This window comes from Citrobacter sp. Cb031, from assembly GCF_030336725.1.
GTDB classification, from domain to species: Bacteria; Pseudomonadota; Gammaproteobacteria; order Enterobacterales; family Enterobacteriaceae; genus Citrobacter; species Citrobacter braakii.
The window spans coordinates 344,172-367,351 of record NZ_JAOWDA010000019.1 but is presented as its reverse complement, the minus strand read 5'-3'; the positions used below and the strand labels follow the sequence as shown (position 1 = coordinate 367,351).

General features: G+C 53.1%; 16 protein-coding genes. 9 read left to right on the top strand and 7 right to left on the bottom strand.

Going from position 1 to position 23,180, the window contains the following annotated elements:
- The first annotated feature begins 137 nt into the window (after window positions 1-137).
- A complete protein-coding gene (locus tag OGV93_RS02955) occupies window positions 138-1,385 on the top strand; it encodes a SulP family inorganic anion transporter (protein WP_286455414.1) in 1,248 nt (415 codons plus the stop codon).
- Here the strand turns inward: OGV93_RS02955 and mgtE are convergent.
- The 6 genes from mgtE to OGV93_RS02925 all read right to left on the bottom strand — a co-directional run bounded on the left by mgtE (window position 1,348) and on the right by OGV93_RS02925 (window position 8,671).
- Window positions 1,348-2,784 (bottom strand): magnesium transporter, encoded by a 1,437-nt coding sequence (gene mgtE / locus OGV93_RS02950; protein ID WP_016153782.1) that lies wholly within the window; start codon window positions 2,782-2,784, stop codon window positions 1,348-1,350. The two genes, OGV93_RS02955 and mgtE, sit on opposite strands and share 38 nt — an antisense overlap.
- A 105-nt stretch (window positions 2,785-2,889) precedes the next feature.
- On the bottom strand, window positions 2,890-4,533 hold the full coding sequence (locus OGV93_RS02945) for a multidrug ABC transporter permease/ATP-binding protein (protein WP_287109349.1): 1,644 nt from the start codon (window positions 4,531-4,533) through the stop codon (window positions 2,890-2,892).
- A gap of 75 nt (window positions 4,534-4,608) precedes the next feature.
- Window positions 4,609-5,259 carry a DNA oxidative demethylase AlkB gene (gene alkB, locus OGV93_RS02940; RefSeq protein WP_019077256.1) on the bottom strand — a complete coding sequence of 217 codons (651 nt, stop codon included), beginning with the start codon at window positions 5,257-5,259 and terminating at the stop codon, window positions 4,609-4,611.
- Window positions 5,259-6,323, bottom strand: a complete 1,065-nt coding sequence (gene ada, locus OGV93_RS02935; RefSeq protein ID WP_101700081.1) for a bifunctional DNA-binding transcriptional regulator/O6-methylguanine-DNA methyltransferase Ada — start codon at window positions 6,321-6,323, stop codon at window positions 5,259-5,261. Before ada ends, alkB begins: the two co-directional genes overlap by 1 nt.
- Window positions 6,324-6,402: 79 nt before the next feature.
- Window positions 6,403-7,455, bottom strand: a complete 1,053-nt coding sequence (gene apbE / locus OGV93_RS02930; RefSeq protein WP_016153786.1) for an FAD:protein FMN transferase ApbE — start codon at window positions 7,453-7,455, stop codon at window positions 6,403-6,405.
- A 115-nt stretch (window positions 7,456-7,570) separates the two neighbouring features.
- Window positions 7,571-8,671 (bottom strand): porin OmpC, encoded by a 1,101-nt coding sequence (locus OGV93_RS02925; RefSeq protein ID WP_016153787.1) that lies wholly within the window; start codon window positions 8,669-8,671, stop codon window positions 7,571-7,573.
- Window positions 8,672-9,409: 738 nt separating this feature from the next.
- On the opposite strand from OGV93_RS02925, the gene rcsD reads away from it, so the two are divergent.
- Together rcsD and rcsB are read left to right on the top strand one after the other, a co-directional pair.
- On the top strand, window positions 9,410-12,079 hold the full coding sequence (gene rcsD, locus OGV93_RS02920; RefSeq protein WP_016157016.1) for a phosphotransferase RcsD: 2,670 nt from the start codon (window positions 9,410-9,412) through the stop codon (window positions 12,077-12,079).
- 16 nt (window positions 12,080-12,095) lie between these two features.
- Window positions 12,096-12,746, top strand: a complete 651-nt coding sequence (gene rcsB, locus OGV93_RS02915) for a response regulator transcription factor RcsB (RefSeq protein WP_003027592.1) — start codon at window positions 12,096-12,098, stop codon at window positions 12,744-12,746.
- 112 nt (window positions 12,747-12,858) lie between these two features.
- Here the strand turns inward: rcsB and rcsC are convergent, their stop codons facing one another.
- Window positions 12,859-15,705, bottom strand: a complete 2,847-nt coding sequence (gene rcsC / locus OGV93_RS02910; RefSeq protein WP_287109348.1) for a two-component system sensor histidine kinase RcsC — start codon at window positions 15,703-15,705, stop codon at window positions 12,859-12,861.
- Window positions 15,706-15,873: 168 nt separating this feature from the next.
- Here rcsC and atoS point away from each other — a divergent pair, with 168 nt between their 5' ends.
- From atoS to OGV93_RS02880, 6 genes are all read left to right on the top strand, one after another.
- Window positions 15,874-17,712, top strand: coding sequence for a two-component system sensor histidine kinase AtoS (gene atoS, locus OGV93_RS02905; protein WP_032947136.1), 1,839 nt, complete (start codon window positions 15,874-15,876; stop codon window positions 17,710-17,712).
- Window positions 17,709-19,094 carry an acetoacetate metabolism transcriptional regulator AtoC gene (gene atoC, locus OGV93_RS02900; protein WP_019077262.1) on the top strand — a complete coding sequence of 462 codons (1,386 nt, stop codon included), beginning with the start codon at window positions 17,709-17,711 and terminating at the stop codon, window positions 19,092-19,094. Before atoS ends, atoC begins: the two co-directional genes overlap by 4 nt.
- A 199-nt stretch (window positions 19,095-19,293) precedes the next feature.
- Complete coding sequence (atoD, locus tag OGV93_RS02895; protein WP_016153792.1) at window positions 19,294-19,953, top strand: acetate CoA-transferase subunit alpha; 660 nt, start codon at window positions 19,294-19,296, stop codon at window positions 19,951-19,953.
- A 2-nt stretch (window positions 19,954-19,955) separates the two neighbouring features.
- Window positions 19,956-20,606: a 3-oxoacid CoA-transferase subunit B gene (locus OGV93_RS02890; RefSeq protein ID WP_287109347.1), complete on the top strand. Its 651-nt coding sequence runs from the start codon at window positions 19,956-19,958 to the stop codon at window positions 20,604-20,606.
- Entirely contained in the window at window positions 20,603-21,925 is a 1,323-nt protein-coding gene (locus tag OGV93_RS02885; RefSeq protein ID WP_016153794.1) for a TIGR00366 family protein, read from the top strand. Before OGV93_RS02890 ends, OGV93_RS02885 begins: the two co-directional genes overlap by 4 nt.
- Window positions 21,926-21,955: 30 nt before the next feature.
- On the top strand, window positions 21,956-23,140 hold the full coding sequence (locus OGV93_RS02880) for an acetyl-CoA C-acetyltransferase (protein WP_046275480.1): 1,185 nt from the start codon (window positions 21,956-21,958) through the stop codon (window positions 23,138-23,140).
- Window positions 23,141-23,180 lie beyond the last annotated feature (40 nt).

Genomic DNA, 23,180 nt, shown 5'->3' with positions numbered 1-23,180 from the left:
GTTGATAGTTTATACGGTTATTGACAATCATTTCTGGAAACCGGTCCGTCAGACAGGTACTATGCTGCGCTTTGCTATTCACCGCACGGATGCCTGTCGGTCTGCTGTATCGGGCCATTTTTGACCTAAGAGTAACGATGTCTGCCACTCAACCCTCCTCTGTCGCAGTAGCGGAGCACGCGACGCGCGCAGTGCTGCGCCAACCCCGTTTACTGGTTCGCGAAACGCTGGCCGGTGTGGTAACCGCCCTGGCGCTGATCCCGGAAGTGATCTCTTTTTCCGTTATCGCCGGCGTCGATCCTAAAGTCAGCCTGATAGCCTCAGTCGTACTGTGCCTGGCAATGTCATTTTTAGGTGGCCGTCCGGCAATGGTTACCGCAGCGGCAGGATCGGTCGCGCTGGTGATTGGCCCGATGGTGCATCAACACGGCGTCCAGTACATCCTGCCTGCGGTGGTGCTGGCCGGGATTATTCAGATCCTGTTTGGCGTATTGGGGATGGCGCGTCTGATGCGATTCATTCCTACAGCCGTCATGACCGGTTTTGTGAACGCGCTGGGTATTTTGATTTTCTTTGCCCAGGTCCCGCATTTCTGGGGTAAAAGCCCGCTAATCTGGGGGCTGTTTGTCCTGACCCTGCTGATTGTGCTGTGGGTTCCGCGGTTTATTAAAGCGATCCCCGCGCCGCTTATCGCCATCGTGCTGCTGACGGTGTTCACTGTCACCAGCGGACAACTATTACCGACCGTCGGTGACGAAGGTTCAATGCGCGGCGGCCTGCCGGGATTCACGCAGTTATTGGTACCACTCAACCTGCAAACGCTGGCGATTATCTGGCCCTGCGCGCTGAGCATCGCTTTTGTCGGATTAATGGAGTCGCTGTTAACCGCCCGTCTGGTGGATGACCTGACGGTTACGCCGTCGAATAAGAATCGCGAGAGCGCCGGGTTGGGGATAGCCAATATTCTGGCCGGTTTTTATGGCGGCATCGCCGGGTGTGCGATGATTGGTCAAACCATCGTTAACGTCGAGATGGGCAAAGGACGCAGCCGCATCTCGACGGTCGCCGCCGGGCTGGTGCTGTTGTTGCTGGTCACCGCCTTAAGCGAAGTAATGGCGAAAATCCCCATGTCGGTGCTGGCGGGAATTATGGTGATTGTGGCGGTGAAAACCTTCAGTTGGCACAGCATCCAGCCCGCTACGCTGCGGCAACTCCCCGTTACTGAAACGCTGGTGATGCTGATGACCGTCGCGGCGACGGTGTCAACCGGCAACCTGGCGCTTGGCGTGGTTGCCGGGGTGATGACGATGCTCATTCTGCCGCGTATCGTCAGAGGCAAACGTGCGGCTACATCAGAAACAGCGTTGCCAGACCGAGAAAAATAAAGAAACCACCGGTATCGGTGATTGCCGTAATCATGACGCTCGAGCCGACCGCCGGGTCGCGCCCGAGCTTCACCATCGTCATCGGAATAATAACGCCCATCAACGCCGCCATCAGCAAATTGAGCATCATCGCCAGGGTCATCACGCCGCCGAGCGCCATGTCATCGTACAGCCACCAGGTAATGCCGCCCATAATTCCGCCCCACACGAGGCCATTAATCAACGCCACGCCCATTTCGCGCAGGATCAAAAACGTCAGGTTTCCCGGCTGAATATTTTGTAGCGCCAGCGCGCGAACAATCATGGTGATGGTTTGATTCCCGGTGTTGCCGCCGATCCCCGCCACAATCGGCATCAGCGAGGCCAGCGCGACCAGTTGCGAAATTGTATGTTCGAAGCCGTCGATCACTCGCGAAGCGATAAAGGCGGTACAAAGGTTAACGGCCAACCACGCCCAGCGGGTTTTTACCGCTTTCGTGACGGGGGCAAACACATCCTCTCCGGCGCTTAAGCCGCCCATTCGACGCAGATCGGTATCGGTTTCTTCATAGACCACATCGACGATCTCATCGATGGTTAAACGGCCCATCAGTTTACCTGAAGAGTCAACGACCGCGGCACTGACCAGGTCGTCACGTTCAAAGGTTCGCGCGGCGTGTTCGGCGATATCTTCCGGAGAAAAGGTGAGCGGATCATCTTCCATCACCTCGCTGACTTTTCGCTGCACGTCATTGAGCAGAATACAGGTGAGCGTCAGTTCCCCGACCAGCACTTTATTGCGGTCGGTCACGAAGAGTTTATCGGTGTTCTCCGGCATTTTTCCCAGCCGCCGCAGGTAGCGTTGCACCACTTCCAGCGTCACGTCCGGACGCACGGTGATAACTTCGAACTCCATAATCGCACCGACGCGATTCTTCTCGTAGTGCAGCACCTGGCGGACGCGCGCCCGCTCCTCGGCCGGTAACGTCGCCAACAGTCGACCCGTGAGGTTACGAGGGAGATGCTGAACCAGATAAATCTGTTCGTCGATATCAAGGTATTGCAACGCATCCAGCAGCTCACGATCGCTCATCTCATCGATCAGGTCGTCCCAGACGTTTTCAGACGCCTCAAGCAGGACGTTACCGCGCTTTTCACTTTCGACCAGTCGCCACAGGGCGTGACGCTCTTCAGAAGGTAATGCTTCAAGGGTATCCGCCAGATCGGGCGGCGGCAGGTGGGCGACCAGCGCCCCTACCTCAGCAATATCGTCGGCTAACGTGCCGACGTCATATTGCTCAGCCAGGGTAAGCTTGCCCAATAGCGTTGAAACAACGGCTTTATCAGTGGTCAGCAGCCAGATAAGACGCGCACGCTCTTCATCACGCAGTCTGGCGCTGTTTTTATTTGTTACAGGCATTAATCATAAATCCATGATATGAAATATCATTAATCATGATGCCGATTTATGTAAATAACAATAAACAGTGCCGCCGGGTGGATAAAAAACCGGCGGCATGTGGGATCACGCAGTGCGGGCCACCGCGTCACGCGAGGCGGCATCACGCTCATCGCCCAGCAGTTCACTCAACTGTCCGTTACGCATTTCCAGCAGACGATCGGCGTGAATAAAATAGTGATCGTCATGGCTAATGGCGAAGATAGTTTTACCCATTTCTTGCATCAGCGGTAACAGGACCTGATAGAACTCACGACGGAAATGGGGATCCTGATCGGCAGCCCATTCATCCAGCAGAATGATGTCGCGCTCCTCCGCCAAAGCCAGCAGCAGCGCCACGCGTTTCTTCTGCCCTTTCGACAGCTTCAGATTGAGGATGCGGCCATCGTTCATCTCCAGCTTGTGACCCATCTTTAGATGTTCCAGCCACTTCGCTACCAGCTGCGGATTGGCTTCTTTACCTTCCGGCCCCAGCAATTTGTCGAACAGCCAGACGTCGGTAAACACGGCGGAAAACAGCTTGCGATAATCTTCCGGCTTTTCAACGGCCACGGCCTTACCATCAAGCAAAATTTCACCTGACTGCGGCTGGTATAGCCCGGTCAGTAACATCGCCAGCGTAGATTTCCCGCTGCCGTTGCCGCCAATCAAGAAGATCAGTTCACCGCGATGAATCGTCAGATTGACCGGCCCTACGGAAAAGGCATTATCCTGATAGTGGAAAACCACGTTACGCAGTTCCAGCGTTTGCCAGTTTGGAAAGGCGGTTGGGCGCGGGAATTCGGCCTTAAAAGGTGCCAGTGCGAATTTATTCAGCTTGTTGAAAGCCACCTGCGCAGTGAGCAGGGTCGGTAGCGCGCCAACGGCAGAGAGCAGCGGCGTACGCAGGAATAACAGCGTCAGTGAGTAAGTCGCCGCCACGGCGGTATCCGCCCAGCCCAGACTATTCGCCATCCAGAACACCAGGCCAATGGCGCCCAGCATCATAATGTTTGACCAGTTGACCGCGCTCAGGTGGAAGGTATCGGCGCGAATAATATGGTGACGGTACTCTTTGGCATCCGGGACGTACATCTGATTAAAGATATGCTCGGCGCGCTCGCGGTTGAGCGTCAGCTCTTTGCGCCCTTCCAGCACCGTCTGATAATCGTTGTACAACTTGTCTTCGGTTTCGCGCAGGGTAGCCATGTGCTTATACACCCGCGCCACCAGCACAAATCCCCCCCAGATGGTGATTGCCATCCAGATAGCCGTCACCAGCAGCATTTTGGTCGACAGCATCGCCAGATACGCCGCCGACCCGATGGTCAGGATAATCCCCTGCACCAGCTCAGGCAGACGAACAAATGCGATGGTGATGTTGCGAATATCGCTGGTTAAACCGGCCAGCAACGAGGCGCTGCCAAGCAGTTCAATACGCTCGACGTGGGTATCCAGAATACGTTTGATAAATTCGCTACGCAGGCGGTACACAAAGTGGTGGCCGAGCGTGGTCAACGCCAGCTGAGAGCCGAGAGTGACAACCATCAATAGCAGCAACAGGCCAAGAAACTCCGGCAGCACCATCAGCGTGGTGTCGACCGTTTCAATCAGACGCTGGTTGATAAACGCAATCAGCCCAATCCCCAACGCAGCGCTGGCGAGGCTGAGCGTCATGACGCTGATAAATGGCCAGCGATACTGCCGCCAGACAAGAAGTAAAAGTTCCATGCGAACAACCCGGACAAGTAATAACAGCCCGCAGTTTAAACATCTCTTCGCTGACAGCAATAATAATTCTTATTTTTATTCTTTTTTACCCGCCTGACGAAACGTCAGATTGTAGCGACAGTCTCCGGTCAACGGATGATACCCCGTCTTAAGCGGCTGGATCCCATGATAAAACAGCCGCGAAGTACCGCCCCACACCACCACATCGCCATGTTCCAGCAGCAAACGCTTTAAGGGGTCATTACGGCGCAAGCCGCCAAATTGAAAGATGGCCGGCAATCCTAGCGACACCGAGACAATTGGCGCCCGCAGGTCGGGTTCGTCTTTATCCTGATGTAAGGACAGTTTTGCCCCTGGCGTGTAGCGGTTAATCAGACAAGCATCGGGTTGAAAATCAGCATAGTCCGCCGCCGTCGCTGCCTGTTGGCACAGGTCAGCGAATGCATCCGGCAGCGGCGGCCAGTGCGCGCCGGTTAGCGGATCAAAAGGAGAATAAAGGTAACCATGTTGATCGGTCGTCCAGCCCAGACGACCGCAGTTGGTCATTGCCACCGACATCGTGTAGCCGCCGGGCGTCACCATCTGGCGAAACGGCGACTGTCTGGCGATAGCCGCTATCGCCTGCAGCAGAGACGGTGCGCAGTCAAAAGCGAAGCGTCGCAGAATAACCGCGCCTGACGCCAGCGGCTCCTGCCAGGGTTTCGCATCCGCAAAGAGATCGAGCATTATGTTTCCTCGCCAGTCGTTTCACGTTGCAGTAACTGTGCTTTGCGCGCAATGCCCCACCGGTAGCCAGAAAGCGCGCCATCGCCGCGGATCACCCGGTGACACGGGATGACGATTGCCAGTTTATTCGCCCCACAGGCGCTGGCCACCGCACGCACCGCCTTCGGTTTGCCAATGGCGCTGGCCAGTTGCTGGTAGCTCATCGTTTCGCCGCACGGAATTGCGCGCAACGCCTGCCACACCTGCTGCTGAAATGCGGTTCCCCGGATATCCAGCGGCAGCGATAACGGCGCGTCACGCGCATTGATTGCGGCGATCACTTCGCGCACGCGCTGCTGAAAATCGGTATCTGCTGGCACATCCTGAGCGGCCGGAAACAGCTCATGCAGATCCGCAACCAACGTAGCGTCATCATCACCTAGTAAGATCGCGCAGATACCACGTTCGCTTTCCGCCACCAGACAGCGACCCAGAGTGCAATCTGCCAGGGTATAGCGTACAGAAACGTTGTCACCACCTTTACGAAATTGCTTTGCGGTCATGCCTAACGTCTGATCCGCTTTTCGGTAGTAGCTGCTGCTGTCGGGAAATCCGGCGTTGAGAATTGCCTGCGTTACCGGAACGCCTTTCGCCAGCGCATCGCGCAGACGGCGGGCGCGCCAGGACTGCTGCCACGCTTTGGGGGTCATGCCCGTTGTGGCTTTGAACAGGCGATGTAAGTGATACGGGCTCATCGCCACCTGCTGCGCCAGCTCGTCCAGCGTGAGGGGAGATTCCTGCTCCAGTAACTGGCAGGCGTGGGCTATTTTCTCCAGCCGATGCTGGTGGGCGCTGTCTTTATCCGGCTGACAACGTTTACAGGGACGAAAACCGGCGGCCAGCGCCTGCCGGGCATCGGCAAAGAAACTGACATTTTTGCGCAGCGCATGTTTCGCCCGACAGGACGGACGGCAGAAAATGCCGGTAGTCTGGACGGCGAAAACAAACTGACCGTCAGCGTCGGCGTCACGATCCACAACGGACTGCCAGCGGTCATCATCAGTTATGCGTATACGATTTTTCATTATGGACTCCTTTGTTAAGCATAGCGCTTAGCCTCAGTGTGTCCCCATAGCCGGATACAAAAACCCGCAATCTTGCTTTTTAATTTTTTTCGCTGAGCAGGAAGCTTTTAAACTGCGGCGACATCCAGGTTTTAAACCCCTCGCCCTCTTTTATAATCATATAGACCGCGAGTCCTTCACGACGCACCACCTCTTTGGCCTTTTCCGGGCCGAGAACCATCAATCCGGTATCCCAACCGTCAGCCTCCAGCGCCGTTGGTGCGATTACCGTTACAGACACCAGGTTGTGTTCAATCGGACGACCGGTTTGCGGATCAATAACATGGGAAAGGCGCTTACCATCCAGCTCATAATAGTTACGGTAGCTGCCGGAGGTGCTAATGCCATGCCCGTTAATGTCGACAATCGCCTGCACCGCGTTTTCGCGATCGGTCGGTTTCTGAATCGCGACTCGCCACGAAAGCCCGTCTGCATTCATACCGCGGCTGTTCAATGCTCCACCAACGGATACCAGATAACGGGCGATCCCTTCCTGCTCCATTAATCGTGCCAGATGATCGGCGGCATAACCTTCGCCAACGGTCGAGAGATCCACGTACAGCTCGGGCAAATCTTTTTGCAGGTAGTTCCGATGCGCCTCATTAACAACCTTCAGATGTGAAAGCCCGGTTTGCGCTTTTGCGGCGTCAATTTGCGCCTGCGTAGGAATATGCACCGGTTGCTGATCCGGGCCAAAGCCCCACAGATTGACCAACGGACCCACGGTAATATCCATGGCCCCACCGGTTTTTGCGCCAATGCGTAACGCCGAAGTCACGATATCGGCCATAGCATCATTAACCGGCCATGGCGACAGGCTTTTCGACAGGTTAAAGCGCATTAACGCAGAATCATTTTTATAGGTAGAGAGAAGCTGATCGTCGGCATCCAGCTGAGCCTGGATCTTCGCCTGCAGTTCCCCGGCGCGTTTGGCATCTACGCCCACCGCACTGACCCGCCAGAAAGTGCCCATGGTTTTACCTTCCAGAACGGTGGCAGGTTGTGTGGTCTGGGCAGGTTTCGGGGCTTCATCGCACCCGACAAAAAAGATCGTCACAGCCAGTAGTGCTGCGCGATAGAAATTCACTTCCATACGTAATTATCCTCATGCGAACGGGCGCAAGAGTACACCAAAAATCGTTGTTTGTACGACGAAAAAACGGCATTAAAAAAGGCCCCGCAGGGCCTTTTAACGACATGAGCGCAGATTAGAACTGGTAAACCAGACCCAGCGCTACGATATCATCGGTAGAGATGCGAGCATCACGGGTGAACTGGTTGTCATCCAGCAGGTTGATTTTGTAATCAACATAGGTAGACATGTTTTTGTTGAAGTAGTAGGTCGCGCCAACATCAACATATTTCAGGATATCCTGGTCGCCGTAACCATTGTTCAGGTCTTTACCTTTGGACTGCAGGTAAGCCACGGACGGACGCAGACCGAAGTCGAACTGGTACTGCGCAACAGCTTCAAAGTTCTGTGCTTTGTTAGCCCAGCCCAGGTTGCCCGCACGCGTTGCGTTGTAGGTCTGGGTGTACTGTGCTGCCAGGTAAACGTTATTCGCGTCGTATTTCAGACCGCCAGTGTAGGTTTCAGCACGGTCACCGGTACCGAAGTTCAGACGGTTCTGCTCGTCAGTACGTTTGGAGCTGGTGACTGCAGTACCCAGCGCGAAGCCTTCACCGATATCATAAGTGATAGATCCGCCAACGCCGTCGCCGTTCTGACTCAGCGCATCACGACCGTTGCCGGTCACACCAGTCATACCTTCGCCTTCCGGGCTACCGTTTTTACCCTGGTACTGCAGGGCAAAGTTCAGGCCATCAACCAGACCGAAGAAGTCGGTGTTACGATAGGTCGCGAAGCCGTTACCACGCTGCTGCATGAAGTTGTCAGAACCGTAGGTGTCGCCGCCGAATTCCGGCAGAACGTCGGTCCAGGACGTTACGTCGTAAACTACGCCATAGTTACGACCGTAGTCGAAAGATCCTACGTCAGCGAATTTCAGACCAGCAAACGCCACACGGGTCCAGGAGTTGTTTTCGTTTTCAGAGGAGTTACCCTGAATCTGGTATTCCCACTGGCCGTAACCGGTCAGTTGGTCGTTAACCTGGGTTTCGCCTTTGAAGCCGATACGCATATAGGTCTGATCGCCATCTTTAGTGGAGTCATCAGAGAAATAGTGCAGACCGTCTACTTTACCGTACAGGTCTAATTTGTTGCCGTCTTTGTTATAAATTTCAGCCGCATTTGCTGCGCCTGCTACCAGCAGTGCTGGTACCAGGAGGGACAGTACTTTAACTTTCATGTTATTAACCCTCTGTTATATGCCTTTATTGCTTTTTTATGCCACTGCATACTGATTAAGGTCATTAACCAGTCGGCAACTTCATTCTCCGCAAAAACACAGAATAATCCAACACGAATATGATACTAAAACTTTTAAGGTGTTTCATTTATCGGCATAGGTGTTTCAAAATATTAATACGAGGGAACTTTTTTAAAATCAAAAAACAGTCAAAATAAGCACAAATAATCAAGAACTATTTTAATTAAATTTAAAATCAATAGGTTACCTTGAAAATAGTTATAGCACTGAATGACAAAACAAAATCTTCACTCGCAACTAAAATAGACCCGCTATCATCATTAACTTTATTTATTACCGTCATTCATTCATGAATGTCTGTTTACCCCTATTTCAACCGAATGCTTCGCGTTCGGTTTTTTTTTACCCTTCTTTACACAAAACTTACCGTTCTGTGCTACCGATGCAAAACTATAACAACTATTAACTATCTCATTGCGTCGTATTCAGATATAAATCTGATTAATAATTTCTTGTTATTTAATGCTAAATGTATACATTCCGTACAAATATTTGTACCCGCCTTTATCCACTGTACACCTTTGCATTGTCATAGCTGCAACAGAATGGAGCGTAAAAAATGCGGGCCATCCGGCGTGGTGTAAGTGTGGCAATTCATATATTACCCTTTATACTGCCCCATCATCTTTCGCGTCGTTTAACAGGTCATAAACACGAATGAGTCAGTCTGACACAACGGCTTCTACCCGATTCTCCCTGCTACCGGGAAGTATTACCCGTTTCTTCTTATTACTGATCGTTGTGCTGTTGGTGATGATGGGCGTTATGGTCCAGAGCGCCGTCAACACCTGGTTAAAGGATAAGAGCTATCAGATTGTCGATATCACCCATGCCATTCATAAAAGGGTCGATACCTGGCGATACGTGACCTGGCAAATCTATGACAATATTGCCGCCACGGCCAGTTCACCTGGTGCAGAAGGACTGCAGGAAACGCGTCTGAAACAAGACGTCTATTATCTTGAGAAACCGCGCAGAAAGACCGAGGCGCTGATTTTCGGTTCCCATGACAGTTCTACGCTGGAGATGACCCAACGCATCTCAACCTATCTTGATACGCTGTGGGGCGCGGAAAATGTTCCGTGGTCTATGTATTACCTGAATGGTCAGGACAATAGCCTGATCCTTATCTCAACGTTGCCGCTAAAAGATCTGACTTCCGGTTTTAAAGAGTCGACGATTGGTAATATTGTCGATTCACGGCGCGCGGAAATGTTACAACAGGCCAATGCGCTGGATGAACGTGAAAGCTTCTCTTCACTGCGCCGTCTGGCGTGGCAGAACGGGCATTACTTCACGCTACGCACGACCTTTAATCAGCCTGGACATCTGGCAACGGTTGTCGCCTTTGACCTGCCGATTAATGACTTGATCCCACCCGGCATGCCGCTGGACAGCTTCCATCTGGTTCCAGATGCCACGTCAACAACCGAGCATCTGAATGAAAAAGAGTCGCCTGACAGCGTCAGCATTAATTTCAACAACAGTAAAATTGAGATCTCTTCGGCGCTAAACTCAACGGATATGCGGCTGGTGTGGCAGGTTCCGTTTGGCTCATTGCTGCTCGACACCTTGCAAAGCATTCTGCTGCCGCTGTTACTCAACATTGCTTTGTTGGCCCTGGCGCTGTTTGGCTATACCACCTTTCGCCACCTCCCTGCCCGTTCCACCGAAGTGGCACCAAACCTTGCGGCAAATAATGAACTGCGTGTTCTGCGCGCCATCAATGAAGAGATTGTGTCTCTGCTGCCTCTGGGCTTGCTGGTGCACGATCAAGAAGCAAACCGCACGGTTATCAGCAATAAAATTGCCGACCACCTGTTACCACATTTAAATTTGCAAAACATTACCAGTATGGCGGAGCAGCATCAGGGGGTGATTCAGGCCACCATCAATAATGAGCTGTATGAGATCCGGCTGTTCCGCAGCCAGATCTCATCGAGAACGCAGATCTTTATTATTCGTGACCAGGACCGCGAAGTGCTGGTTAATAAGAAGCTGAAGCAAGCGCAGCGACTGTATGAGAAAAACCAGCAGGCCCGGGCGGCCTTTATGCAGAATATCGGCAGCGCACTGAAAGACCCGGCGAAAACACTTGCCGCTAATGCTGCCGCACTGAATAGCCCGGACAGCCAGAAACTGGCCAATCAGGCAGACGTTCTGGTGCGTATGGTAGATGAAATCCAGTTGGCCAACCTGCTGGAAAGCGACGCCTGGAAAAGTGAATCGACGCTGTTTTCCGTGCAGTCGTTAATTGATGACGTGGTTCCGGAGGTTCTGCCAGCCATTAAACGTAAAGGGCTGCAGCTACTGATTAAAAATCACCTTAGCGCCCATGATGAACGCCGCGGCGACCGCGATGCCCTGCGCCGTATTTTGCTGTTGCTGATCCAATATGCGGTAACCACCACGCAAATTGGCAAAATCACGCTGGAAGTCGACCAGGATGAATCGGAGACTGAACGCCTGACCTTCCGCATTCTGGATACCGGGCAAGGTGTCACGTTGAATGAAGTTGATAACCTGCACTTCCCGTTCATCAATGACACCCAGGGCGATCGGTATAGCAAGGCCAACCCGCTGACGTTCTGGTTATGCGATCAGCTCGCCCGCAAGCTAGGTGGACACCTGAACATTAAAGCTCGGGAAGAACTTGGAACACGTTATATAGTCCATGTTAAAATGCCGCTGCACGATCAACATGCTGAAAGTGAAGAGCGTTTGTTAGATGACGTCTGCATAATGGTTGATGTCACCTCTAATGACGTACGCAGCATCGTATTACGCCAACTGGAGAACTGGGGAGCAACCTGCATCACGCCTGATGAGCGGTTGAATAGTCAAGAATATGATCTCTTTTTAACAGATAATCCGTCTAATCTTACTGCCTCAGGCCTTCTTTTAAGCGATGATGAGTCTGGCGTGCGGAAAATTGGCCCTGGTCAGCTGCGCGTCAACTTTAATATGAGCAATGCTATGCAGGAAGCTGTCCTCGAGCTGATAGAAGAGCAGCTGGCACAAGAAGAGATCCAGGAACTCCCCCTCGGCGGAGATGAAAACGCCGAACTTCATGCCAGTGGTTACTATGCACTCTTTGTAGACACAGTACCGGATGATGTTAAGAGGTTGTATACTGAGGCAGCAACCAGCGATTTCGCTGCGTTAGCCCAAACGGCCCATCGCCTGAAAGGCGTGTTTGCCATGCTTAATCTGGTACCCGGCAAGCAGTTATGTGAAGCGCTGGAACATCTTATTCAAGAGAAAGATGCTCCAGGTATAGAAAAATACATCAGCGACATTGACGATTACGTCAAGAGCTTGCTGTAGCAAGGTAGCCCAATACATGAACACTATGAACGTAATTATTGCCGATGACCACCCGATTGTACTGTTCGGTATTCGTAAATCACTTGAGCAAATCGAGTGGGTAAACGTTGTCGGCGAATTTGAAGACTCCACTGCACTGATCAACAATTTGCCTAAGTTAGATGCTCATGTGTTGATTACCGACCTCTCCATGCCGGGAGATAAATACGGTGACGGGATCACGTTAATTAAGTATATCAAGCGCCATTTCCCGAGCCTGTCGATTATTGTTCTCACCATGAACAACAACCCGGCAATCCTGAGCGCGGTACTGGATCTCGATATTGAAGGAATTGTCCTGAAGCAAGGCGCGCCAACAGATCTGCCGAAAGCGCTTGCCGCGCTGCAGAAGGGTAAGAAATTCACCCCGGAAAGCGTTTCTCGTCTGCTGGAAAAAATCAGCGCCAGCGGTTACGGCGACAAACGTCTGTCACCGAAAGAGAGCGAAGTTCTACGCCTGTTTGCCGAAGGTTTCCTGGTTACTGAAATCGCGAAAAAACTCAACCGCAGTATTAAAACCATCAGCAGCCAGAAAAAGTCGGCAATGATGAAACTCGGTGTGGAAAACGATATCGCCCTGTTGAATTACCTTTCTTCCGTCACGCTGAGTCCGTCAGACAAAGAGTAATTCTTTTAACATCGACGTGCCTGATGGCACGGCGTTTATCAGGCCTACGAATGACACGATATTGTGCGTGTTACGTAGGCCGGATAAGGCAAACGTCCCCATCCGGCCTCTTTTATTCCCGCGCCTTTCTCACTCTTTCCGCATAGACCGTCAGCGTCTGCTTCAATACATCTAACGTCACCGGCTTAGACAGACAGCTATCCATACCTGACTCCAGACAACGCTGCTTCTCTTCAGCCAGCGCGTTAGCCGTCACGCCAACAACCGGCAGGGTTAATCCTAACTGGCGAATACGCTGGGTCAGGCGATAACCATCCATGTTCGGCATGTTAACGTCGCTCAGCACGATGTCGATATGGTTTTTACTCAGTACATTGAGTGCGTCCACGCCGTCATTCGCGGTTTTACACTGATACCCCAACGATCCCAACTGATCGGCCAGTAAACGCCTGTTGATAGGATGATCGTCGACCACCAGAATCATCATGTCATCGTTAGTTGCAGCAACTTTATCCGGGGCTGGCAACGCCGTTGAAAGCTCTTCACTGCTCAGCTCAAGGCTGTAGATATGCGCCAACAGCGCGGGCAGTTCGTGAGGCGATGCCACGCTGTGCACCCACTCCCCAGGCCCCCTTTCCAGCGGAATACCGATATGACGACGGCAGAAAATCACCGCGGCGCGTCCCTGCCACGCCTGGTCCAGCACATCGTCGGCAATCAGCAGGTCATCCGCATCCGGTTGCTGTCCCTCATAGCACTGCACCGTCATCCCGTTACGCGCCAGACTGGATTCAATAAACTGGTACAGCGACGCGTTACGCACCGCCAGCCAGCAACGTTTGCCGACAAGCCCTTCGATACCTTTTTTCAGCGGGTACTGCGCGCCATAAAGCGGAATACGCAGCATAAACTGGCTACCCATTCCCGGTTCAGAATCGACGGAAATATCCCCATCCATCATGCTGATCAGTTTTTCACAGATAGCCAAACCAAGCCCGGTTCCCTGGAAATTACGCTGTACGCCGGTTCCCACCTGGAAGAAAGGATCGAACAAGCGGACGACCTCTTTAGCTGGGATCCCAACCCCGGTATCACGCACGCGAATACTGAGATAGTCTTCGTTACACTGCACGTGCAGCACAATGCAGCCGGTATCGGTAAACTTGATAGCATTACTCAGTAGATTGGAAATCACCTGCTGTAAACGCATCGGGTCACCATTAAGCGCCACCGGTACATTCGGGTCGATAAAGCAGTACAACCCCAGCTGTTTGCGAACCACCAGCGGCAGATAGTTAGCCGTAATATGATTCATTACTTCACGCGGTGAAAACTCGCGCGGTTCAATCTTCAGCTGTTCAGATTCAATTTTCGAGAAATCGAGAATATCGCTGATAATTTTCAACAGCAGGCTGGAAGAGTTGTTCATCGCCGTCACAAGGCGATCCACTCCGTTGGGTAACTCTTTGGTTTGCAACAAATCAAGGTTACCGATAATGCCATACAGCGGCGTACGCAGCTCGTGGCTTACCGTCGCAAGGAACATCGATTTGGACTGGCTCGCCTGCTCCGCCGCCTGCGCCATCTCCTGCAACGACTCTTCCATTTTAACGCGCGCGCTGATGTCAACCAGCACGCAAATTGCCACGTTTTCATTACGATAGCGCGAGTGCACAAAGCTGATTTGCAGATTGGTATTGTTGCTGGTCAGCACATCAACAAAATTGACCTGCTGGCCGCAGATAATTTGCGTTAACCGTTGCCGGTCTTCATGCGTTAGCATGTTGAGATAGGTGTGCGCCAGCTCATTACTCAGGATGTTAATGCCATCTATCGTACGCAGAATACAAATCCCAACCGGCGCGGAAGCCACGATTTTACGGTTAAACTGCTCGTGCTCTTCCAGACGCTGGGCATCGCTTTCCGCAGGAATAAAAATGCGCCGCTCATACATGCGCGTGAGCATAAATAACGCCGCGCCAACCAACACATTCAGCAGAATAGCGTTCAGGATCATCATGCGGATCCGCTCCAGCACCAGATCGACCGGTACTGAATAAACAATGCTTAGCGATGACGGGGGCAGGTTTTTCTTCAGCACCAGTTCGTGAAAACCCGACGTATAGCCAAACCAGGAGCGCTCCTGCATCCAGCGAGGTTCAGCCTTAATATTCCCCTCGGGGCCGGTGAGCGAAATCAGCGCATGACCATTTTCATCAAGGATGGTCACTCCCATCGGCAAACTGCCCGGCGTGAAAAAGTTCTCCATGCGGATAGGCTGTTCCACACCCAACAGCGCCTGCAGGCGATTAGCGAGATAAACCGGCGTCAGCGCATAGAAATAGCCTATCCCCGGCCGCGGCCCCTGGCTAATCCAGAACAGGTTATTACCGTTTTCGTCCTGCGGCGCATTGCGATACTTAATAATGCGCTCATGCAGCGCCTTCAACGCCCCGTCACGTTCGACAGGCATATCACGCAGACCGAAATTGGCCATGCAAAGGTTGTCGCTGCCGATCAGGAACACACGATTCAAATCATAGGCCGCGGAAAAGTTATCCCGCCAGTAGCGCATAAACCACGCCAGCGATTCCAGCGAACCTCGCCAGGCGTTGCCCATCACCGAGCAGTCGGAGTCGGCAAACAGCGGCTCGAAGTTTGGCACGGCGGTTTTATCATCTCGCACGCGCAACGACATCACGCCGTTTTCCGCCGTTAAGCGATTCTCCGCGATATATTTCAGCTCTTTAATCACATCAGAGGTGCGCTGAATGTAACGTTGGGCCTGATCGGAACTGAGGTTAAGCTCCTGGTGAATCTCGGACTCTCTCTGGTGCAGCGCATTCACGATGTAGAAAACGGAGGCAAATGCGATTAGCCCCCAGATCAGGAGCGCCAACGCCCTGAACAGATAGCGTGAGACTTTTAGCGTTGAATGAACGGAAGCAAGGTATTTCAAAGGGGCGAAGCTCCGCCTCAGGGCATTAATAGAGTGTGGTTAAGGTAGCGGTAAATGTCCGGCGTCGCAATGCCCTCTCTTTACGGGAATATGATACACCGCTCTGAAACCATTGTCTTAACCCGTGATAATCATCGTTTGCCTGAAAAACACTGCACGGATGTCAGAATGCGCGACCTGAGATGGCTGGCTCGTCGGTTATACCCACGACGATTACGCAACCAAATGATCATGATGGCCATCCTGATGGTCATCATTCCGACGATATCTATAGGTTATATCGTAGAAACTGAAGGCCGTTCAGCAGTCTTATCTGAAAAAGAGAAAAAACTGTCATCGGTGATAACCCTGCTAAACGATGCGCTGGGCGACCGCTTTAGTCACTACCCAAATTTGCCGCGTGAAGCACGCATTCGCGCGCTTAATCAAGAGTTGGCCCCCATCACCGAGCGCATTACGCAAGCGTTTCCCGGCATTGGCGCCGGGTATTATCACAAAGCGCTGGATGCCATTATCACCTACGCTCCCTCCGCGCTTTACCAAGGCAACGTAGGTATCACCATCACCGAGGATCATCCCGGACGCGAAGTGATGAGTAGCAACGCCCCTGTGGTCTATTCCGGGCGACAGGTTCGCGGCGACATACTCAACTCGATGATCCCAATAGCGCGCCAGGGAGAGGTTATTGGGTATATCTGGGCCAATGAGCTCACCGAAGATATCCGCCAGCAGGCCTGGAGAATGGACGTCAGGATTATTGCCGTACTGGTTGCCGGGCTCATCTGTAGTCTGCTGCTCATCGTGCACTTCTCCCGCCGACTCAGTGCGAATATCGACATCATCACCGATGGGCTTTCCACGCTGGCACAAAAAACCCCTACCCGATTGCCTGAACTCCCCGGCGAGTTAGGACAAATCAGCCGTAGCGTCAATGCGCTGGCACAAACGCTACGGGAAACCAAAACCCTTAACGATCTGATCATTGAAAATGCCGCAGATGGCGTGATCGCCATCGACAGGCAAGGCGACGTTACCACCATGAACCCGGCGGCAGAACAGATAACGGGCTACACGCTGCATGAGCTGGTCGGACAGCCCTATGCGACGCTCTTTGCCAATACGCAGTTTTATAGCCCGGTACTGGACACCCTTGAGCACGGTACTGAACATGTGGCCCAGGAAATTAGCTTTCCAGGACGTGAACGCACCATTGAGATCAGTGTAACCACCAGTCGGATCCATAACGCACACGGCGAGCTGATTGGCGCGCTGGTTATTTTCTCCGATTTAACCGCCCGTAAAGAGACCCAGCGTCGACTGGCGCAAACCGAAAGGCTTGCCACCCTGGGTGAGCTGATGGCCGGCGTCGCGCATGAAGTGCGAAACCCGCTGACCGCAATTCGTGGGTACGTCCAGATCATCCGCCAGCAAACCTCGCTGCCGGAACATCAGGAATATTTATCTGTTGTGCTGAATGAAATTGATTCCATCAATAAAGTTATTCAGCAACTGTTAGATTTCTCACGCCCACGACAAAGCCAGTGGCAACAGATTCGGCTCAATGCGCTCATTGAAGAGACGCTAATCCTGGTGCAAACCGCTGGCCTACAGGCACGGATCGCCTTTACAACGGAATTAGATCCCAGCCTGCCGCCGATCGTCGCCGATCGCGAGCTTCTCAAACAGGTGATCCTCAATATTTTAATCAATGCGGTGCAGGCGATCGCTGCGCGAGGCGAAATTCGCATCCGTACCTGGCAATACTCGGCCTCGCAACAGGCCGTGATGATTGAAGATAATGGCAACGGTATCGATCTCGCCATACAGAAGAAAATATTCGATCCCTTTTTTACGACAAAAGCATCAGGCACCGGTCTTGGACTGGCGCTGAGCCAGCGCATCATCAACGCGCATCAGGGGGATATCCACGTAACCAGCCAGCCTGGCTGCGGGGCGATATTCACTCTGATTTTACCTCTTAACCCGCAGGGAAATCCGTCAGAATGAAAACGACCTATCGTATTCTCATCGTTGATGATGAAGAAAATGTTCGCCGTATGCTTGCCACCGCATTTTCCCTGCAAGGGCATGAGACACATTGCGCCAGCGACGGGAAAGCCGCGCTGAGCCTGTTTAGCGAAACGCAGCCAGACGTGGTGCTGATGGACATTCGCATGCCGGAGATGGACGGTATCGACGCGCTGAAAGTTATGCGCACGCAGCAACCACGGATCCCCGTCATTCTGATGACCGCTTACGCTGAAGTAGAAACCGCAGTAGAAGCTTTACGTAGCGGCGCATTCGACTACGTGATTAAGCCCTTTGATCTCGACGAGCTAAGCATGGTGATTCAACGCGCATTGCAACTGCAGGAGATGAAACAGGAAATCCGCAATCTGCATAAAGCGTTGACCACCAGCTGGCAGTGGGGACATATTCTGACCACCAGCCCGCGTATGATGGATATCTGTAAAGACACGGCGAAAATCGCCCTCTCCCAGGCAAACGTGTTGATTAGTGGTGAAAGCGGCACAGGAAAAGAGCTGATCGCCCGCGCCATTCACTACAACAGCAAACGCGCCAATGGCCCTTTTATCAAAATTAACTGCGCGGCTCTGCCGGAGTCGTTGTTGGAAAGCGAGCTATTTGGTCACGAAAAAGGCGCGTTTACCGGGGCACAGACGTTGCGCCAGGGATTGTTCGAACGCGCTCATCAGGGAACTTTATTGCTTGATGAAATTGGCGAGATGCCGCTGGTGCTGCAGGCCAAGCTGCTGCGCATTTTGCAGGAGAGGGAGTTTGAACGCATCGGCGGGCACCAGACCATTCGCGTTGACATTCGAATCGTCGCCGCCACCAACCGCTGTCTGCAAACGATGGTGAAGGAAGGAACGTTTCGCGAAGACCTGTTTTACCGGCTCAACGTTATCCATCTGACTTTGCCGCCCTTACGCGAGCGTCGTGAAGATATTGCCTTATTAGCAAACCACTTTTTACAAAAATTCAGCTCTGAAAATCAGCGGGATATTATCGAAATCGACCCGACGGCGATGTCGATCCTCACCGCCTGGCCCTGGCCCGGTAACATTCGCGAACTGTCAAACGTCATCGAACGTGCAGTCGTTATGAATACCGGTGCGGTGATCTTTGCCGACGATCTCCCCGACCCGTTGCGCAACCCGGTGAGCGCCACAACAGAAACAAAACCGACTTACTCCGGGGAACGCAATCTGAAAGAAGAGATTAAACGTGAGGAAAAACGAATTATCCTCGAAGTCCTCGACAATCAGGACGGCAATCGCACCCGCACGGCGCTGATGCTGGGAATTAGCCGTCGCGCTTTAATGTATAAATTACAAGAGTACGGCATCGACCCATCGGGTTCCTGATACGCAAGTTTGCTATGCAGAATTTTGCACACTGCGCAAAATTCTGCATAACCCCTCGTGGTCTCCTTTCACCAAGACCACAAAAATAAACCAATAAATTCAATCAATTAAATATTAATACGTTTCTTTAGTCATTCTGGCACCCTGCTTGCAATTCCCTGAGCGTACCCAAAATGGAGTATGCAAAAAGGGAAACATAATGAAAACAAAACTGATTACCTTACAAGACGCTGCGGGCTTCTTTCGTGACGGCATGACCATCATGGTCGGTGGTTTTATGGGCGTTGGCACACCACCTCGTCTGGTTGAAGCCCTGCTGGAGTCCGGCGTCAGAGATCTGACGCTGATTGCTAACGATACCGCCTTTGTCGATACCGGTATCGGCCCCCTGATCGTCAATGGGCGGGTGAGCAAAGTGATTGCCTCGCACATTGGTACAAACCCGGAAACCGGTCGTCGCATGATTGCCGGCGAGATGGATGTACAGCTGGTTCCGCAAGGTACCCTGATCGAGCAGATTCGTTGCGGCGGCGCGGGTCTTGGCGGCTTTCTGACCCCCACTGGCGTTGGCACCATCGTGGAAGAAGGCAAGCAAACCATGACGCTTGAGGGTAAAACCTGGCTGCTTGAACGCCCATTACGCGCCGATTTAGCGCTTATTCGCGCCCACCGCTCTGACATGCTTGGCAACCTCACCTACCAGCTCAGCGCCCGTAACTTTAACCCTCTGATTGCCCTCGCCGCTGATATCACGCTGGTCGAACCGGACGAAATGGTTGAAACAGGGGAGCTGCAGCCTGACCAGATTGTGACCCCCGCCGCCGTTATCGACCATATCGTCATTCCACAGGAGAGCTAATCATGGATGCTAAACAACGTATTGCGCGCCGGGTGGCGCAAGAACTTCGCGATGGCGATATCGTCAACTTAGGTATCGGCCTGCCAACGATGGTAGCTAACTATTTACCTGCTGATATTCACATTACGCTGCAATCTGAGAACGGTTTTCTGGGACTGGGCCCAGTCACCACCGCCCATCCTGACCTGGTGAACGCGGGTGGCCAACCGTGCGGTATTTTGCCGGGCGCGGCGATGTTTGATAGCGCCATGTCGTTCGCGTTGATTCGCGGCGGTCATGTTGATGCCTGTGTGCTTGGCGGGTTGCAGGTCGACGAGCAGGCAAACCTCGCCAACTGGGTGGTTCCCGGCAAGATGGTGCCCGGCATGGGTGGCGCAATGGATCTGGTGACCGGTGCGCGTAAAGTCATTATCGCCATGGAGCATTGCGCAAAAGACGGCTCCGCAAAAATCCTGCGTCGATGCACCATGCCGCTCACTGCACAGCATGCTGTGCATATGCTGGTCACCGAGCTGGCTGTATTCCGCTTTATAGATGGCAAGATGTGGCTGACTGAAATCGTCGAAGGATGCGACATCGCCACGCTATGTGAAAAAACCGAAGCACAGTTTGAAATTGCCGACGATCTGCGCATCCTGCGAGGTGACGCATGATTGGCCGCATCGCTCGCTTTATGACACGGGTAGTCAGCCGCTGGCTGCCCGACCCACTGATTTTCGCCATGTTATTAACGTTGCTGACCTTTGGCATCGCGCTGTGGTTAACGCCGCAGACCCCCATCAGCATGGTGAAATTCTGGGGTGACGGTTTCTGGAACCTGCTGGCGTTTGGTATGCAGATGGCGCTGATCATCGTAACCGGCCATGCGTTAGCCAGTTCCGGGCCGGTGAAAAGCCTGCTGCGTACGGCGGCATCCGCCGCCAAAACCCCCGCTCAGGGCGTCATGCTGGTGACTTTTTTTGGTTCAGTTGCCTGCGTTATTAACTGGGGATTTGGTCTGGTGGTCGGGGCGATGTTCGCCCGCGAAGTTGCTCGTCGGGTACCGGGTTCCGATTATCCGTTACTGATTGCCTGCGCCTACATCGGGTTCCTGACCTGGGGCGGCGGCTTCTCCGGCTCAATGCCTTTGCTGGCGGCAACGCCTGGCAACCCGGTCGAGCACGTAGCGGGCCTCATTCCTGTCGCGGATACCCTGTTCACCGGCTTCAATATTTTCATCACGCTCGGCCTGATTGTGGTGATGCCGTTTATCACCCGGATGATGACGCCAAAACCTTCAGATGTGGTGAGCATCGATCCAAAACTTTTATTGGAAGAAGCTGATTTTCAAAAGAAACTGCCGCCGGATGCGCCGCCATCTGAAAAACTGGAAGAGAGCCGCATTCTGGCGCTGATCATCGGTGCATTAGGGATTGCCTATCTGGGTATCTACTTTGCCGAGAAAGGTTTCAACATCACCATCAACACCGTCAACCTGATGTTTATGATTGCCGGTCTGCTGCTGCACAAAACGCCGATGGCCTATATGCGTGCCGTTAGTGCTGCCGCACGGAGTACCGCCGGGATTCTGGTGCAATTCCCCTTCTATGCCGGCATTCAGTTGATGATGGAGCACTCCGGCCTTGGTGGGCTCATTACTGAATTTTTCATCAACGTTGCCAACAAAGATACCTTCCCACTGATGACTTTCTTCAGTTCAGCCCTGATTAACTTTGCCGTGCCATCCGGCGGTGGCCATTGGGTTATTCAGGGACCGTTCGTCATGCCTGCCGCTCAGGCACTGGGGGCGGACCTCGGCAAGTCGGTGATGGCCATCGCCTACGGTGAGCAGTGGATGAACATGGCACAACCGTTCTGGGCGCTACCCGCGCTGGCCATCGCCGGTCTCGGAGTACGCGACATTATGGGGTACTGCATCACCGCCCTGCTCTTCTCCGGCGTCATTTTTGTTATTGGATTGACCTTGTTCTGACGGCAACAACTTAATAAAAGGAACTGAAAAATGAAAAACTGTGTCATCGTCAGCGCGGCACGTACCGCAATCGGCAGTTTTAACGGCGCACTGGCAACTACGGGTGCCGTCGAGCTTGGCTCAACCGTCATTAGAGCCGCTCTTGAACGCGCGCACCTTGACCCACAGCGCGTGGACGAGGTGATTATGGGCAACGTGCTGCAGTCAGGACTCGGGCAAAACCCAGCGCGTCAGGCATTATTAAAAAGTGGCCTGTCCGACACCGTTTGCGGCTTTACCGTCAACAAAGTGTGCGGCTCTGGCCTGAAAAGCGTGGCGCTTGCCGCCCTCGCTATCAAGGCCGGACAAGCCCAGGCGATCGTCGCGGGTGGGATGGAAAACATGAGCCTGGCCCCCTACCTGTTAGACGCAAAAGCCCGCTGGGGCTATCGCCTCGGTGACGGGCAATTGTCCGACGTGATTCTGCGCGATGGCCTGATCTGCGCCGAGCATGGTTACCACATGGGGATCACTGCAGAAAATGTTGCCAAAGAGTATGGCATCAGCCGCGAAATGCAGGATGAACTGGCTCTGCAGTCACAGCGTAAAGCCGTTGCCGCAATCGAGTCTGGCGCATTTGAGGCTGAAATCGTGCCCGTCAGCGTGTCATCACGGAAGAAAACCATCATCTTTGAGCGTGACGAATTCCCCAAAGCTGACTCGACGGCAGAAGGCCTCGCCGCATTGCGTCCAGCCTTCGATAAAGCAGGAACCGTCACCGCAGGTAACGCCTCGGGGATCAACGACGGTGCAGCGGCATTAGTGGTAATGGAAGAGTCCGCAGCACTGGAGGCTGGGCTGAAGCCATTGGCGCGGATCAAAGCCTGGGCCAGTGGCGGCGTAGCTCCGGCTATGATGGGGATGGGGCCGGTTCCCGCCACGCTGAAGGCACTGCAACTGAGCGGCTTACAGCTTTCTGATATCGATCTGATCGAAGCCAACGAGGCATTTGCTGCTCAGTTTCTTGCCGTCGGTAAAACGCTGGGATTTGATCCGCAAAAGGTTAACGTCAACGGTGGGGCAATTGCGCTGGGACACCCTATTGGCGCCAGCGGCGCGCGAATACTGGTGACGCTGCTGCATGCGCTACAGGCACGGGATCAAACGCTTGGACTGGCCACGCTGTGCATCGGCGGCGGTCAGGGCATTGCGATGATAGTGGAGCGAATGAATTAAAAAAAAGGGCCGGATATTTCCGGCCCTTTTTATCACGTCT

Excerpts from the sequence above, each read along its gene's own strand:
- OGV93_RS02885 (WP_016153794.1), top strand. The coding sequence starts at position 20,603 with ATGATTGGCCGCATCGCTCGCTTTATGACACGGGTAGTCAGCCGCTGG.
- atoS (WP_032947136.1), top strand. The coding sequence starts at position 15,874 with ATGCGCGACCTGAGATGGCTGGCTCGTCGGTTATACCCACGACGATTA.
- apbE (WP_016153786.1), bottom strand. The coding sequence starts at position 7,455 with ATGGAAGTGAATTTCTATCGCGCAGCACTACTGGCTGTGACGATCTTT.
- rcsB (WP_003027592.1), top strand. The coding sequence starts at position 12,096 with ATGAACACTATGAACGTAATTATTGCCGATGACCACCCGATTGTACTG.
- OGV93_RS02890 (WP_287109347.1), top strand. The coding sequence starts at position 19,956 with ATGGATGCTAAACAACGTATTGCGCGCCGGGTGGCGCAAGAACTTCGC.
- mgtE (WP_016153782.1), bottom strand. The coding sequence starts at position 2,784 with ATGCCTGTAACAAATAAAAACAGCGCCAGACTGCGTGATGAAGAGCGT.
- OGV93_RS02945 (WP_287109349.1), bottom strand. The coding sequence starts at position 4,533 with ATGGAACTTTTACTTCTTGTCTGGCGGCAGTATCGCTGGCCATTTATC.
- atoD (WP_016153792.1), top strand. The coding sequence starts at position 19,294 with ATGAAAACAAAACTGATTACCTTACAAGACGCTGCGGGCTTCTTTCGT.
- ada (WP_101700081.1), bottom strand. The coding sequence starts at position 6,323 with ATGAAAAATCGTATACGCATAACTGATGATGACCGCTGGCAGTCCGTT.
- OGV93_RS02925 (WP_016153787.1), bottom strand. The coding sequence starts at position 8,671 with ATGAAAGTTAAAGTACTGTCCCTCCTGGTACCAGCACTGCTGGTAGCA.
- OGV93_RS02955 (WP_286455414.1), top strand. The coding sequence starts at position 138 with ATGTCTGCCACTCAACCCTCCTCTGTCGCAGTAGCGGAGCACGCGACG.
- rcsD (WP_016157016.1), top strand. The coding sequence starts at position 9,410 with ATGAGTCAGTCTGACACAACGGCTTCTACCCGATTCTCCCTGCTACCG.
- alkB (WP_019077256.1), bottom strand. The coding sequence starts at position 5,259 with ATGCTCGATCTCTTTGCGGATGCGAAACCCTGGCAGGAGCCGCTGGCG.
- OGV93_RS02880 (WP_046275480.1), top strand. The coding sequence starts at position 21,956 with ATGAAAAACTGTGTCATCGTCAGCGCGGCACGTACCGCAATCGGCAGT.
- atoC (WP_019077262.1), top strand. The coding sequence starts at position 17,709 with ATGAAAACGACCTATCGTATTCTCATCGTTGATGATGAAGAAAATGTT.